The sequence below is a fragment of the Stappia stellulata DSM 5886 genome (assembly GCF_000423705.1).
Classification (GTDB): domain Bacteria; phylum Pseudomonadota; class Alphaproteobacteria; order Rhizobiales; family Stappiaceae; genus Stappia; species Stappia stellulata.
Map to the genome: position 1 here is coordinate 691,213 of NZ_KE384082.1, position 14,624 is coordinate 705,836.

Genomic DNA, 14,624 nt, shown 5'->3' on the forward strand with positions numbered 1-14,624 from the left:
CGGCGCTGCGGTTCAGATCAACGGGCGCTGTCCGTCGCCCTCGGGTTCATAGGCGGCCACAGCTTCCAGCCCGCTCCTGTCGAGGATCTGGATGCGCTCGCTGCGCCAGCTGATCAACTTCCGCATCTGCATCTTCTTGAGTGTCCGGTTGGTGTGCACGGGCGTTATCCCCAAGGCGTCCGACAGGTGTTCTTGCGTGAAGGGCGCGTCGAAGGTCTGGTTTCCGGCGTAGCCGGCCACTTTTGCCCGTTCATAAAGATGAATGATAAGATAGGCGAGCCTCTCAAATGCATTGCGCCGGCCGATGCTCAAAAGATGACCGTCCACCATTTGCTCCTCCCGCGCGGCCATCCACGTCATGGAATAGGCGAGCGTCGGATACTCCTTGAAAATGGACCAGACCTTGTCTCTTTGAAAAACGCACAGCGTCGTGCGGGTCAAAGCCGTCACCGTGTGTTGCATTTCGCTCAAGATGGCCAGTTGCAGACCGAGCAGGTCTCCGGGAAAGGCGAAATTGAGGATCTGCCGCCTCCCGTCCACCAGGGACTTGTGGCGGAATGCCCAGCCGTCGAGAATGGTGTAGAGATGAGGGGTCTTGTTTTCTTCCAAAAGAATAGTCGAACCGGGGTCGACAGTCAGTTCGCCGGTCTTGAACCTGGAGACGAAGTTCAATTCGTTCTCGTCAAGGGGCCGGAAGATAGACTGTTTGCGCAGCGGGCATCTATGACACTCCGTCTGCGAGGCCCGGTCGTCTGACATATCGGTTACTCTCCGGCGTGTCGGGATCAGCGCACAAAAATGGCTGCGGCAGGGAACTGCCGCAGCCATGTCCATCATTGCCGGAAGGCACCGCCATGGCTAGCCATTTTTGTTTTCGTGCCGCCCCTCGACCCGTGTCGCACCGGCGGGACGCTCGAACGCGCGCTTCTTGTGATCGCGGGTCCCCACCTCCCTTTGCAAATTGCCGCCGGACCGGTTTCCCTGGCTGCGGACGTTTTCCGCAAGCGTCAAAGGGTCTTCCAGTTTCGCCTGGCGTTCGCCCTTGGATTTCTCTGACATGGGAAGCTCCTTTCCAAACAGGGCAAACGCGCGCCGTTGAAAAACGTTCCCGATCTCAAGCGGAAGCGGCATGATCGTGTGCGTCGACGGATGTCGATCGTTCATCCGGCATGAGCAGACCCGCCGGCGCTTTTTTTGCGAACCGCCATGGAACCAAACCCGCCTTCGCACGTTGGCTTGGCAAAGCGAAGTGGTATCAACCATGACCCGGGAGCATGATCACGTGTCTTTCCAAGGAGAGGCTTGCGCCAGCAAAACGGCGCGCGGCACTGATAGCGGCACGTCTCCGCACGAAAGACGGGTGGGCATCGAGGTCGAGTTCGGCGGGCTGAATGCCCGCGAGGCAACCTGCGTGATTCAGGATCTTCTGGGTGGCGAAATTGTCGAGACGGATGCCCATCGCTACGATGTGAAGGACACCGATCTTGGCGATATCCGCATCGAGCTGGACAGCAAATATGTCCACAGCAGCGAAAAAGCATCCGCGCTGGAAAAAAAGGTCCGCCGGTTTGCCGGCGACGTCTCCGGACCGGTCGTTCCCACGGAGCTGATCACGGAGCCCTTGCCGGTGTCCTCGATTGCCAGGGTGGACCACCTTCTTGACAATCTTGCGCAAGCCGGTGCCGTCGGCACCGAGCAGCCTCACCTTGCCTGCGGCGTGCATCTCAACATCGAATGGACCGAGACCGGTGTCGGTTCCATCATGCGGGTTCTGCAGGCCTATCTGCTGATGGCTCCCGCCCTTCGCGCCGATATCGAGCCCGACACGACCAGGACCCTCCTGCCCTTCATCGGCCGCTTTCCAAGGGACTATCAGGCAAAGGTCCTGGATCTCGACTACGACCCGGATTTCCGGCAATTCGTCGCCGATTACTGTCTGGCCAATCCGTCGAAAAACCGCGAGCTGGACCTTTTGCCGCTGCTTGCCTCGATCGATGAAAAAGCGGTTGAGCACGCGCTGGGGGAAAAGCCGACGGCGATCCGCCCGACGTTTCACTACCGCTTGCCCAATTCGCTTATCGGCGTCGCGGACTGGTCGATTGCCCGGGAATGGGAGCGGTGGCTGCGCGTGGAGGCGCTGGCCGCCGACGAACGCCGCCTCCGCGATGGCTTGAAAGAGTTCCGAGACCGCCACGAAACGGACGACGCCCTGGGAACACTCAAGCGAATGTTCGCCGACGTTATTGGCAAGTGACGTGACGGTACGGATCGGCGTTTCGACATCGGTGCGCGGCGGATGGCGGTCATTCCTGGCCATTCGCTTCGCGCTCTGGCGTGCCGGCGCAAAGGCCGTCCGCATCACCGCCGACCGGCCACGCGCGATCGACAGCCTGGACGGGCTTGTCGCGGGCGGAGGAGACGACATCAGCGCAACGCTTTACGGGGGCGAGTTGATGCCCGACGTGCGGATCGATCCGAAACGCGATGCGCTGGAAATGCAGCTGATCCGCTCCGCCGTGTCCGACCGGGTCCCGGTGCTCGGCATCTGCCGGGGCTCGCAGATGATCAACATCACCTTCGGCGGGACGCTGCATGTCGACATCCAGACCGTCTTCAAGGATGCGCCGCGGCTTCGCACCGTGCTCCCGCGCAAGACGATCACGGTCTCGCAAGGCTCGCTGCTGGCGTCCGTCCTCGGGCGCGACAGGTGCAAGGTCAATGCGCTCCATCATCAGTCGGTGAAGGATCTCGCCCCCGGACTGCGGATCAGTGCAAGGGACGAGTTCGACATCGTCCAGGCGATCGAGACAGACGCCGGCCCGCCCGTGCTCGGGGTTCAATGGCATCCGGAACTCATGCCCTTCACCCCCAGACAGAAGAGGCTGTTCGCCTGGCTCGTGCGGCAGGCCGACGAACGTCGTGCGTTGCGCGACACCGCCCGCGCCGCCCCCGCACCGGCCTGACAAAACCGCTGAAGCGGACAGCAGGCCGATGCGGGAAGACAGCGGGCAATCTGCGGGCTTTCGGGACTGCCGTCTTCCGGGACGGTGATGGCATGCGCGCATGCCGTCCCCGTGCTGTCCGCCAGGATGTTGCCCTTCGCACCGGCGAAATCGTCCCGATCGGTCTTTCCCCTTTCGGGGGCGGGTCAGGAGCCTCCACTGAGCGCCTGTATCTCGGCGATTTCGTCCATCAGCCACTTCCTGAACACGTCCACATAGGACGTGGCGGCAATGATATCTTCGGCGCACACGAACTTGTAGGACAGCGGCGGGCGGATGTAGCTTTCGGAAATCACGAAGATCCGCCCCGCATTCACGTCCTGGTCGATCAGCGAACGGTCCGCGAGCGCAATCCCCTGGCCGGAGCGGACGACCTCGATGATCGTGTGCTGATCGTCGAAAACGAGATTGGGGTGATCGCCGCCGGTCTCGATATCTTCCTGACCGAGCCAGCTTTCCCAGTCCTTCAGGTCGCGATAGTTCAAACGGGTGATATCGGGGCGACGCAGCAAATCCATCGGGTTCTCGACGCTCTTGATGAGATCTCCGCTGCAGACGGGCACCAGCTTTTCCCTGAGCAATTCGAACGAATGCGTGCCGGCGGGCGCTTCGTCGCAATACTCTATGAATACGTCATTGGGTCCGGGCGAGGAGGCATTCGACCGGACATTGTTCAAATGCAGCTGCAGTCCCGGATTGTCATTCATGAAGTCCGAAATCCGCGGAGCGATCACTTTCAGGGCGAAGAATGGCCCCGCACTGACGTTGAGGGTCTTTGTGTCGCGGATCCTCCGGATGAGCGACAGCGTCTCGCTGATCTCGTCGAGCGCGCGTTTGCAGGTTTCCTTCAGCAGGATCCCCTGAGGGGTCAGCGACACGCCCGTCTTGCCACGCACGAAAACGCGAACGCCGAGCTTTTCTTCAAGAAGCTTGATCTGATGGCTGACCGCGCCCTGGCTGACGGACAGTTCGTCGGCGGCTTTCGTGAAGCTCAAATGATGGGCGACCGCTTCAAAAGCGCGTATCGCCTTCAGGCTCGGGATCCGCTTCCGGTCGGACCGGCGATGCTCCATATCATTAATTTTTTTCATGCCATGTAATAATTCTTTTGCATTGTTTGATCAATCAACACGCGGATATTTTCACAAAACACGCTGGCTTATCCCGCCAGTGAAAATAAAAAAATTATTCGGCGCAGACGCAAACGGATAATGACGTCAACGGGCAAACCTTGCCCAGGCAGCCACGGTGGAGGAAACCAAATATGAAAAAGATCTTGAAAATCTCGGCGCTCACGGCTGCCGTGACGATGGCGAGCCTTGCATCGGCAACCGCCGAGACGCTCAGGGTGGGAACCGAGGGCGCCTATGCTCCGTTCAATTATGTTTCCGAAAACGGTGCGATCGAAGGGTTCGACGTGGACATCGGAAACGCCATCTGCGACGTGATGAAAGTCGAGTGCACGTGGAGCGTACATGACTGGGGCGGCATCATCCCGGCCCTGAATGCCAACAAGTTCGACTTCATGGTTGCATCGATGGCGATCACGCCGACGCGCCAGAAAGCGGTAAACTTCACCGACCCGTACTATTTCAACGCCATGCGCTTCGTGAAGCTCAAGGAAGTCGATCTCGACGATGCGAAGCCCGAAACGCTCAAGGGCCTGACCATCGGCGCACAGCAAGGCGCGGTGTCCGCAAAGGTGCTGGACGACTGGTTCCCCGACAGCGACATCAAGCTCTTCCCCAAGCTCGGCGAAGCCCTGATGGACCTGGAAAGCGGTCGCATCGATCTGGTGCTGGCGAGCCAGTTCGCCATCGGCGACTGGATGAAAAACGGCGTGGATTGCTGTGAATTCGTCGGCGAGAGCTTCCTGATGGATGGCACGGTCGGTGCCGGCATCGCCTTCCGCAAGGCGGATACCGACCTGCAGGCCCGCGTCAACGACGCGCTGCGCACGATCATCGACAACGGCACCTATGAAGAGATCCGAAAAAGCTATTTCGACTTCGATGTCATGAGCAAGCCGGACTATGTGAGCGAACTGTTCAACAAGTAAGCCGCATGCGCCCGCGCCCTTGCGGCGCAGGTCATCAAGGGCAGGCCGGTTGCCTTCATTGAAGAACCGGCCTGCCGACTTTCCGTCAGCATAGCGGGCATTGCGGGATCCGTGCGTTGCCTGACAGAGGACGCCATGACCTGGTTGAACTCACTTTCCTACGGAAGCGGCGGCTGGGGCGATGAACTGCTGCACGGTCTGGGCGTCACGCTCGCCCTTGCGCTTGCGACCTTTCCCTTCGCCATCGTCCTGTCGTTCCTGATCCACTGGGCCAAGGTGTCGCGCTACAGGCCGGTCAGGATGTTCGGACGCGCCTACACGACCGTCTTCAAAAGCCTGCCGGAAATCCTGACGCTTCTGATCCTCTACTATCAGTCGCAAGCCATCGTTTCCTGGCTGGTCACGGCCGTGGCGCCCGGCTCCCATCTTTCCATCAGCCCATTCGTGGCCGGGATGATGTCGCTCGCCTTCGTGATCAGCGCCTATGGCAGCGAAGTGGTGCGCGGCGCGCTCAATGCGGTCGGAAAGGGCCAATTCGAGGCAGCAAGCTCTCTCGGTCTTTCGCCGTTTCATGCCTTCTTCAAGGTCATCCTGCCGCAACTCTGGCGCCATGCCATTCCGGGATTCGGCAATCTTTGGGTCATTCTTCTCAAGGACACCTCCCTGGTTTCGGTCATCACCTTGTTCGAACTGACCCATGTGGCGACACTCGCAATCAACACCACCCGCCAGCCCTTCCTGTTCTTCGGCCTGATCGCGATCATCTATGTGTTGCTGGTGACCCTCTCGACCAGGGCCCAGAAACAGATCGAGAAGCGCGTCTCCAGAGGCTTTATCCGCGAGGAGAACGGCGATGTTTGAGCTCTATTTCGGAGAAATGGCGCGCTGGAACGACGGCCTGATCCTGACGGCGGTGATGAGCACCCTGTCGGTCGTGATCGGATTCTTCGTCGCCCTGCCGATCGCTCTTGCCCGGTCGAAATCGAAGGGCATCCCGGGCTGGCTGGCCCTGGGATATGTAAATGTGTTCCGCGGCGTTCCCCTGCTCGTTCTGATGTTCCTGATCTATTACGGATCCGGTCAGTTCAGCCGCGAGCTTCGCTCGATCGGACTGTGGTGGTTTTTCCGCGACGCTTACTACTGCGGCCTGCTCGCATTGGTGCTGAACACGGCCGCCTATCAGGCAGAGATCATCCGGGGCAGCCTCGACACCATCGCCACCTCGGTCCTGGAGACCAATGCGGCTTTGAACCTGACCCGCTGGACCAGCTTTCGCCGGGTGCTCCTGCCGATCGCTTTCGCCAAGGCGCTGCCGCCGCTCGGCAACGAATACATCCTGATGGTGAAGGCAACGTCGCTTCTGGCGATCATCACGGTCTTCGACCTGATGGGACAGGCGCGAATGATCTTTTCCGAGACCTTCGATCTGCGCGTCTACTACATCGCCGCCGCGCATTACCTGGTCCTGGTTCTTCTCATCGAATGGGTGCTGCGCCGCGTCGAAGCCAGAATCAAGTGGATGGCCTGATGGGCCTGGCCTTGGGCCAACCAACAAGGAGATCGGGCATGCTTGCCGATACCGCCATCAAATTCGAGAACATGAACAAGTACTTCGGCACGTTCCATGTTCTGAAGGACATAAATCTCGACGTTGCCAAGGGCGAACGCATCGTGGTCTGCGGTCCCTCGGGATCGGGCAAATCGACGCTCATTCGCTGCGTCAATGCACTCGAGCAATACCAGTCCGGCCACCTCTATGTGGACGGGATCGAGCTCGATGAAACACCCGGCACGATCCGGAAGGTCCGAAATCACGTCGGTATGTGTTTTCAGCATTTCAACCTGTTTCCGCATCTGACGGCGCTCGAAAACTGCACACTGTCGCCGATCTTCACCCACAAGATCCCCAAGGCCGAGGCGGAAAAACAGGCCATGGACTATCTGGCCAAGGTGCGCATGGAGGGTTTTGCGCACAAATACCCGTCCCAGCTCTCGGGCGGACAGCAGCAACGCGTGGCGATCGCCCGTTCGCTGTGCATGAAGCCCGACATCATGCTGTTCGACGAACCGACTTCCGCCCTCGATCCCGAAAGCATCTCGGAGGTGCTGGATGTGATGGTCGATCTGGCCGACGGCGGCATGACCATGATGTGCGTCACCCACGAGATGGGGTTCGCGCGCAAGGTCGCGGACCGGGTCGTGTTCATGGATGCGGGCGAGATCGTCGAGGTCAACGACCCCGAAGGCTTCTTCGCCAATCCGCAGGAAGAGCGCTCCGCGAAATTCCTGAAACAAATCATCAATCACTAGTCGCAGGGGTCGCCTCCAGTATTTCGGGGGCCATATCCGAGAAAAACGAGAGGCAAGGCATGCGTTTTCGCGTGGCCGTCATCGGCTTTATTCATGAAAGCAATACATTCACGTCGCTGTCGACCGATATGCAGGACTTCCGCTCCACCCAGTATTTCCTGGGACAGGACGTTCTTGCCGAATTCAGGAACACGGGGTCGGAGATCGGTGGCTGCATCGATGTCGTCGAGGAAAAGGGATGGGCGCCCGACTATATCGTCGGCGCCCACGCCCAGCCCGGCGGACCGGTTTCCGAAGCCGCCCGCACCGAGATCACCGAGGAATGCCTTCGCCGCCTCAAGGACGGCGGCCCCTACGATGGCATTTTCGTCGCCTTGCACGGCGCCATGGTGACCGAGACCGATCAGGACGGCGAAAGCCAGTTTCTGAGGGAACTGCGGACGGTCGTGGGAGACGACGTACCCGTCGCCATCACGCTCGACCTTCATGCGAATGTCTTCGACGAGCTGGCGGAACTGGCGCAGATCGCGGTCTCGTTCCGCACCTATCCGCATGTCGACCTGCGCGAGGTCGGTCGCGAGGCCAGCGAACGCCTGGATGAGGCCATGGCCGGTCGCAGCGCACCGAAAATCGCCGTCCACCGCCCCCCGGTTCTGCTTGGCTGCGATGACGGCCGGACCTCCGATGACGGACCGATGTGTCGCCTGCTGGAAAGCGCGGCGCGCGAGATGGACGCGCCCGGCATCCTGAACGTGGCGATCAACGCCGGCTTTCCCGACGCCGACGTCTGGGCGTCGGGGCCGAGCGTTCTTGTGACCTACGACAGCCTTGCGACAAGCCGCGAGGCCGCCGATGCGGTCGCCGGACGGATCTGCGATGAAATCTGGGCCTGCCGCGACACCTGGAACGGCCCCATTCCGCTCGACGACTGCATGCTAAGGCTGAAGGCCATCACGCCGGCCAACGGCCCGGTCGTCATCGCCGACTATGCCGACAATCCCGGGGGCGGCGCCCACAGCGACTGCACGGCGCTCATTTCGGCGCTCCTGGACGCCGGCGTCACCAATGCAGCCGCCGGCGCACTGCTCGACCCCGAGGCGGCCGAAATGTTGGCGGCAAAGGGCGTCGGGGCCAAGATCACACTTGCCATCGGCGGCAAGACCGACCCGACGGTGGGCGGCGGACCGATCGAAGTGACCGGCACGGTCATGGCGGTCAGCGACGGACACTTCCACTTCGAAGGACCGATGTTCACCGGCCTGCCCGCGTCCACCGGCACCAGCGTGTGTCTGCGCGTCGACGGTCTCGACATCATGATCGTCTCCGAGCGGATGCAGGTCTACGACCAGAACATCCTGCGCGTCGTCGGGATCGAACCGGCCGAAAAGGCGATCCTCGCGGTGAAGTCCATGAACCACTTCAAAGGCGCGTTCCGGCCAATCGCCTCCGAGATCATCGTGACGGATGCGGGGGGGCTTTGCTCGCCCGACCTGTCCCGGCGCACCTACACCCGGCTGCGTCGCCCGGTCTTTCCTCTCGACACACTGTGAGCATTGCCATGTCTGCGTCTCCCCTCGCCCTCGTCCCCTTCGTCAATGTCGAAAACATGATGCGTCTGGTCCTGGAGATCGGCATCGAGCGCTGCCTTGAAGAGCTGACCGCCTATGTCGAGGAGGACTTCCGCCGCTGGGAGCTCTTCGACAAGACGCCCCGTGTCGCCTCGCACACCGACGATGGCGTGATCGAGCTGATGCCGACATCCGACGGCATCGACTATGCGTTCAAATACGTCAACGGGCACCCCAAGAACATGAAGGACGGATTGCAGACCGTGACAGCCTTCGGGGTGCTGTCCTCGGTGGAAACCGGCTATCCGGTGCTGTTTTCCGAAATGACGATCCTCACGGCCTTGCGCACCGCCGCAACCTCGGCGATGGCGACAAGGGCGCTGGCGCCCGGGGGCGCGACCACCCTCGCCATCATCGGCAACGGGGCGCAGGCGGAGTTTCAGGCACTGGCGCTCAAGACGGTCTGCGGCATCACCGACCTTCGCCTTTTCGACACGGACCGGGCCGCGACGGAAAAATGCGCCCGCAACCTGTCGGGCGCGGGGCTGAGCATCGTCAAATGCACGAGCCCGGAAGAGGCGATCCTGGGCGCCGACGTGATCACCACCTGCACCGCCGACAAGCAATATGCGACGGTGCTCACCGACAACATGGTCGGCGCGGGCGTGCATATCAACGCCATCGGCGGGGATTGCCCGGGCAAGACCGAGCTGCACGCCGACATCCTCAACCGCTCGGGCGTTTTCGTCGAGTATCCGCCCCAGACCCGGATCGAGGGCGAAATCCAGCAGATGCCCGAGGATTTCCCGGTGACGGAACTCTGGCGGGTCCTGGCCGGCGAGGAAAAGGGCCGCGAAACCGACCGCCAGATCACGCTCTTCGACGGGGTCGGCTTCGCCATCGAGGACTTCTCCGCATTGCGCTGGTTGCGCGACAAGGTCGCCCGCTCGACGTGGCATGTCGATCTTGACCTGATTGCCGATCCCGACGATCCGCGCGATCTCTATGGCATGATCCAGCGCGAGAAACTGCGTATGCAGCGGGCCGGGTAGCAAGATGAACACCTGCGTCGAGGGAAGTGGAAGATGGGCGGATCCGGCGTCCGGCGCGGCAGCGCGGATAGAGATCCGGCCCGATGTTCTCAGGCAAAACTTCACGGTATTGCGCGGGCTGTGCGCCGAGCATGACATCGCCATTTCCGGCGTGACCAAGGGCGTCGGCGGACACCCCGACGTTGCCCGCCTGATGCTGGATGCAGGCATCCATTCGCTCGCGGATGCGCGCCTAGAGAACATCCGGCGGATGCGCATCGCCGGCATCACGGCGCCGATCCACCTCCTGCGTCCGCCGGGCCTGGGAGAGATCGCGGATGCGGTGAGGCTGACCGATCTCATTTTCGTGTCCAACAGGACCACGATCGACGCCATTGCCCATCACGCACGCGCATCGGGATCCACAATGAAGATTGCACCGATGGTGGATCTTGGAGACCTGCGCGAAGGGGTTTCCCCAGGGGACCTGCTGGAGCTTATCGACCATGCTCACGCGCTTGAAGGGGTCGAGATAACCGGCCTCGGCACGAATTTCGCCTGCCATACGGGCCTGCTTCCAACGCGCGAGAACCTTGCGGTCTTTGCCGGATTGACCGAGCAGGTCGAGAACCGGATCGGCCGCGCGCTGGAGACCGTCTCTGGCGGAAACAGCGCATCGCTTCTGGCGATGAGGCGCGGTGACTTCCCGCCGAAAATCACCCACCTTCGTCTGGGGGAAAGTCTCCTGTTCGGCATTGAGGTGGCGCAGGGCACCGCCATTCCCGGCACACGACGCGACGGTTTCATCATCGCCGCCGAAATCCTGGAAACCTGGGACAGGGACACGGACCCCTCCGCCCCCCGCACGCGCAACGCATTGGGCGAGGAGGTCACCCTCACAGTATCAGGCCGCCGTCACATGGCGGTCCTGGGGATCGGGGCGGTCGATACGACAATCCGCGATCTTGCTCCGGTCGACCCCGACGTCACCTTGCTTGGTTTCTCAAGCGACCACACCGTTATCGACATTTCCAACGCGCGGGCGTTCAGGCCGGGCGATGTTCTGCGGTTCGTCCCGAGTTACTCGGCACTCGCCACCGCCATGTCCTCTCCATACCTCTACAGCGTGGAGTTTGGCGGCGGGAGAGGATCCCACGGCACCGCCCCACGAATTGAAGCTCTGTCGAATGGCGACGGAAAGCGTTTCGATCCAGCGTAATACGGAAGCATGAGACGAAGCGGAAAGGCACCCTGAGGCGGGGGCGCGATCGGAGACGTGAATTTGGCGCATGGACGTCGACGACTCTCGGCGGTCGTCGAATGCGGCACGCGTCTTCAAAAACACCGCGCCCGGTTCCGGCACCGGTCGAAACCACAAACATGGATGCAACCGGGTTGCTGGCTGAACCGGCAAAACAGCGCAAGGCGCCGCCCGAACGACGGCCCGCCACCCGGTTGACGTCGACAACCGGCTGGCGGGCAGCTGTTTCGCCGTCCCGTGGATCGTCTCCGGATCCCCTACCTCAGATCGATTGGGAGAAGGATGTCCGGCAAATTCTGGTAACAGACGGGCCGGAGCCAACGACGAATGGCAAGGGACCCGACAGACGTGTGGCCGAAATTCGTGGAAGCGGGATAGGGGCCTCCGTGAACCATCGCGTCGCAAACCTCCACTCCGGTCGGGAACCCGTTGGCAAGGACCCGGCCGGCCTTGCGTTCGAGAACGGGCATCAGCGCGCGCGCCGCATCGGTGTCCTCTTCGTCCATATGGATCGTGCAGGTCAGCTGTCCCTCGAGACTCTTGGCGATTTCACGCATCTCGGCGGCGGTCTCGACCTCGACGATCAGTCCCAGCGGACCGAAAACCTCCTCGCCCAGGGCCCTGGTTTTCAGCCATGTCCGCCCTGTCGTGCGATAGAGGCCCGGCGTGACGACCCGAGCGCTGCAATCGGCGGAATAGAGTTCCTCGACGCCCGCAATGGCCGCAACATCCTTGCACCCCGCCCGATAGGCCTGCGCGATCGCGTCGGTGAGCATCGTCTGCCCGACCGTATCCTCGAGAGCGGCGACCGCCGCGCGGGCAAAGGCATCGGCATCCGCCCCTGCGACCACGACTGCGATACCGGGATTGGTGCAGAACTGTCCCGCGCCCATTGTCAGCGAGGCTGCCCATCCGGATGCAATCTGCCCGCCCCTTTCAGCCATGGCATGGGAAAGCAGAAACATCGGGTTCACGCTTCCCAGCTCCCCGAAGAACGGAACCGGTTCCGGCCGCGCCGCGCAAAGATCGAAGAGAGCCCGCCCTCCGGCAAGCGATCCGGTAAACCCGACCGCTCGGATCAGGGGATGGGTCACCAAGGCCTGTCCGGCCTCTCGCGTGCCGTCCTGGACGAGGGAGAAGACGCCTGGATGAAGGCCCTGCGCCTCGATCGCCGCGAGGATTGCCTCGGCGACCAGTTTGCCGGTGCCGGGATGCGCGGGATGGCCCTTCACAACCACCGGACAGCCGGCGGCAAGCGCCGAGGCAGTGTCGCCACCGGCAACCGAAAACGCGAGCGGAAAGTTCGACGCGCCGAAGACCGCCACGGGCCCGATGGGACGCTGCACGAGACTGAGGCGGGGACGCGGAGCGGGTTGCCGGTCCGGCAACGCGGGATCGTCGCGAACATCGAGATGGTCGCCGGCTTCTATCAGCCGGGCGAACAGGCGCAACTGACCGGTGGTGCGCCCGCGCTCTCCCTCCAGCCGGGCCTCCGGCAACCCCGTTTCGGCGGCCGCGACGCGCGTGATTTCGGCGCCCCTGGCCTCGATTTCAACGGCAATTGCCTCCAGAAAGCGCGCCCGGTCGGCCCGGGTCGCGTGGCCGAAACTCCAGAAGGCCTCCTCGGCAGCGACACAGGCTGCATCAATGTTCCCCGCCGGCCCGGCCTCGCCGTCCACCCATTGGCCGGCAATCAGGTGCTTGTGCATGGGCATTTTCGTATCCTCTTGGGTTGAAGCTTGCAGGCCTCGTCAACCGGCCTTGCCGCAAGGCTCTGAGCGGGCGCCCACTGCAGCTCTCAAAAGCAGAGCAACGGCGAGCATGCCCGGGTCGTCGTTTCCGATTGACCGCGCCTCGTGAATGCGGGCGCGCCCGACACGGCATGGCAGCGCCCGAAACGCCTCCAGCGCCGCATCCGTGGCGACCAACGCCCGCTGCGTCAGGTCGGCACGCGAAACGGCTCCGGCGGTTCCCGCCTCGAGGCTTGCCAGACTGTCGATCACGGTCTTGGCGCCTTCGCCGGTCCCGGATCGCGCCATCATTTCCGTGCGGGCCACCCCGACCAGCGCGGACACATCGCCGGGCGCAATGCCGTCGCAATCTTTCGTTGCCCGCCCCGACGCCATCAGCGCGGCAATGATCAAGGTGCCGAAACTCGATCCCGTGGAACGGGCCGCCACCTTGGCGAGCTGCAGGAGATACGTTCCCACCGCCCCCGACGGTTCCGCCTGCTGATCGGCCATGACGCCGATCATGCGTGCCAGCATCGTGCCGGTATCGCCGTCGCCGAGGTGGGAATCCGCCTCGTTCAGGCGCCGTTCCAGCGGCTCGATCCCGGCCTGAATGCGCGCGATGGCATCGCTGATGTCCTGTGCGGTGATCTGCATGTCACGACACCGTCCAGAACGGACACGTCGCCGGCGCGGCGAGCATCGTGTCGAGTTCCTCGTCGAGGAAGCACAGGCTCACGGACGCCCCGGCCATTTCCATCGAGGTCACAAACGGTCCGACCATGACCCGCGCGACATCGATGCCGCGTTCGCTCAGCAGCGTTCGAACGCTGCGATGGAGAATGAAAAGCTCCTCGTAAGGCGACGCGCCCAGACTGTTGATCATGAGAGCAACCCGGGACGACGTTTCCGAGACCGTTTCCGCCATGAGCTTGTCGACCATCTCCGAGGCAATCGCATCCGCGGAGGAAAAGGGCTTGCGCCACAGGCCGGGCTCGCCGTGGATCCCCATGCCGAACTCGACGGTTCCCGGCACGACCTCGAAGGCCGGCGCATCGCGGCCCGGCATCAGGCAGGGTGCCAGCGCAAAGCCGATTGTCCGCGTGCGGTCGACGGCCTTGCGGGCGATACGGGTGACCTCTGCAAGGTCCCGGCCCTCTTCCGCCGCCGCACCGGCGCATTTGTAGGCGAACAAAAGCCCCGCGACGCCCCGGCGTTTCTCCATCTGGTCTTCCGGAGCGCTGGCGACATCGTCGGTGCCGAGTACGAGCTCGCTGCGGATACCGTCATCCGCGGCCATCGCGCCCGCCATCTCGAAGTTCATCCGGTCGCCGCCGTAATTTCCGATCAGGCAAAGCACACCGGCCCCGGTATCGGCCTGCTGGATGCTGTCGAGCGACGTGCCGACGGTCGGCCCCTCGAAGACATTGCCGACGGCACAGGCATCGAGCAGCCCCTCTCCGACATAGCCGCAAAACAACGGCAGATGACCGAACCCTCCGCCGGAGGCAATCCCGACCTTGCCGGCGGATTTCACATGGCTGCGCACCAGGACGCGGCCTTCGTCGCCAACGATCCTGAGCGACGGATGGGCGAGACACAGGCCAGCAAGGCTCTCGTCCACATAAGCCTCGGGCGCGTTGATGATTTTCGTCATGGGTAA

At 62.5% G+C, this 14,624-nt stretch carries 15 protein-coding genes; 9 read left to right on the forward strand and 6 right to left on the reverse strand.

Annotated features, from left to right (window positions below; all coding sequences use genetic code 11):
- Positions 1 to 12: 12 nt before the first annotated feature.
- Positions 13 to 759 carry a Crp/Fnr family transcriptional regulator gene (locus G572_RS0115560; protein WP_029059268.1) on the reverse strand — a complete coding sequence of 249 codons (747 nt, stop codon included), beginning with the start codon at positions 757 to 759 and terminating at the stop codon, positions 13 to 15.
- 99 nt (positions 760 to 858) lie between these two features.
- Positions 859 to 1,059, reverse strand: a complete 201-nt coding sequence (locus tag G572_RS0115565) for a hypothetical protein (protein ID WP_029059269.1) — start codon at positions 1,057 to 1,059, stop codon at positions 859 to 861.
- A 70-nt stretch (positions 1,060 to 1,129) separates the two neighbouring features.
- Here G572_RS0115565 and G572_RS24200 point away from each other — a divergent pair, with 70 nt between their 5' ends.
- Positions 1,130 to 2,254, forward strand: coding sequence for an amidoligase family protein (locus tag G572_RS24200; RefSeq protein WP_084650179.1), 1,125 nt, complete (start codon positions 1,130 to 1,132; stop codon positions 2,252 to 2,254).
- A 1-nt stretch (position 2,255) separates the two neighbouring features.
- Positions 2,256 to 2,963: a gamma-glutamyl-gamma-aminobutyrate hydrolase family protein gene (locus tag G572_RS24205; protein WP_037546949.1), complete on the forward strand. Its 708-nt coding sequence runs from the start codon at positions 2,256 to 2,258 to the stop codon at positions 2,961 to 2,963.
- Between the two features lie 185 nt (positions 2,964 to 3,148).
- Here the strand turns inward: G572_RS24205 and G572_RS0115580 are convergent, their stop codons facing one another.
- Complete coding sequence (locus tag G572_RS0115580; RefSeq protein WP_029059270.1) at positions 3,149 to 4,093, reverse strand: LysR family transcriptional regulator; 945 nt, start codon at positions 4,091 to 4,093, stop codon at positions 3,149 to 3,151.
- Positions 4,094 to 4,266: 173 nt separating this feature from the next.
- Here G572_RS0115580 and G572_RS0115585 point away from each other — a divergent pair, with 173 nt between their 5' ends.
- The 7 genes from G572_RS0115585 (at position 4,267) to G572_RS0115615 (ending at position 11,189) form a co-directional block, all read left to right on the forward strand.
- Positions 4,267 to 5,061 (forward strand): transporter substrate-binding domain-containing protein, encoded by a 795-nt coding sequence (locus tag G572_RS0115585; protein ID WP_029059271.1) that lies wholly within the window; start codon positions 4,267 to 4,269, stop codon positions 5,059 to 5,061.
- Between the two features lie 135 nt (positions 5,062 to 5,196).
- Positions 5,197 to 5,922, forward strand: a complete 726-nt coding sequence (locus tag G572_RS0115590) for an ABC transporter permease (protein WP_029059272.1) — start codon at positions 5,197 to 5,199, stop codon at positions 5,920 to 5,922.
- Entirely contained in the window at positions 5,915 to 6,589 is a 675-nt protein-coding gene (locus G572_RS0115595) for an ABC transporter permease (RefSeq protein ID WP_029059273.1), read from the forward strand. Before G572_RS0115590 ends, G572_RS0115595 begins: the two co-directional genes overlap by 8 nt.
- Before the next feature lie 38 nt (positions 6,590 to 6,627).
- Positions 6,628 to 7,371, forward strand: a complete 744-nt coding sequence (locus G572_RS0115600) for an amino acid ABC transporter ATP-binding protein (RefSeq protein WP_029059274.1) — start codon at positions 6,628 to 6,630, stop codon at positions 7,369 to 7,371.
- Positions 7,372 to 7,430: 59 nt separating this feature from the next.
- Complete coding sequence (locus G572_RS0115605) at positions 7,431 to 8,921, forward strand: M81 family metallopeptidase (RefSeq protein ID WP_029059275.1); 1,491 nt, start codon at positions 7,431 to 7,433, stop codon at positions 8,919 to 8,921.
- 8 nt (positions 8,922 to 8,929) lie between these two features.
- On the forward strand, positions 8,930 to 9,991 hold the full coding sequence (locus G572_RS0115610) for an ornithine cyclodeaminase (RefSeq protein ID WP_037546954.1): 1,062 nt from the start codon (positions 8,930 to 8,932) through the stop codon (positions 9,989 to 9,991).
- A 4-nt stretch (positions 9,992 to 9,995) separates the two neighbouring features.
- Entirely contained in the window at positions 9,996 to 11,189 is a 1,194-nt protein-coding gene (locus G572_RS0115615) for an alanine racemase (protein ID WP_084650180.1), read from the forward strand.
- 299 nt (positions 11,190 to 11,488) lie between these two features.
- Here the strand turns inward: G572_RS0115615 and G572_RS0115620 are convergent, their stop codons facing one another.
- Genes G572_RS0115620 through G572_RS0115630 form a run of 3 tightly spaced genes read right to left on the reverse strand, consistent with a single transcriptional unit; the run spans position 11,489 to position 14,618 of the window.
- A complete protein-coding gene (locus tag G572_RS0115620) occupies positions 11,489 to 12,946 on the reverse strand; it encodes an aldehyde dehydrogenase (NADP(+)) (RefSeq protein WP_029059278.1) in 1,458 nt (485 codons plus the stop codon).
- Positions 12,947 to 12,982: 36 nt separating this feature from the next.
- Positions 12,983 to 13,618: a DAK2 domain-containing protein gene (locus G572_RS24210; protein ID WP_051242491.1), complete on the reverse strand. Its 636-nt coding sequence runs from the start codon at positions 13,616 to 13,618 to the stop codon at positions 12,983 to 12,985.
- A 1-nt stretch (position 13,619) separates the two neighbouring features.
- Positions 13,620 to 14,618: a dihydroxyacetone kinase subunit DhaK gene (locus tag G572_RS0115630; protein ID WP_029059279.1), complete on the reverse strand. Its 999-nt coding sequence runs from the start codon at positions 14,616 to 14,618 to the stop codon at positions 13,620 to 13,622.
- Between the last annotated feature and the right edge of the window lie 6 nt (positions 14,619 to 14,624).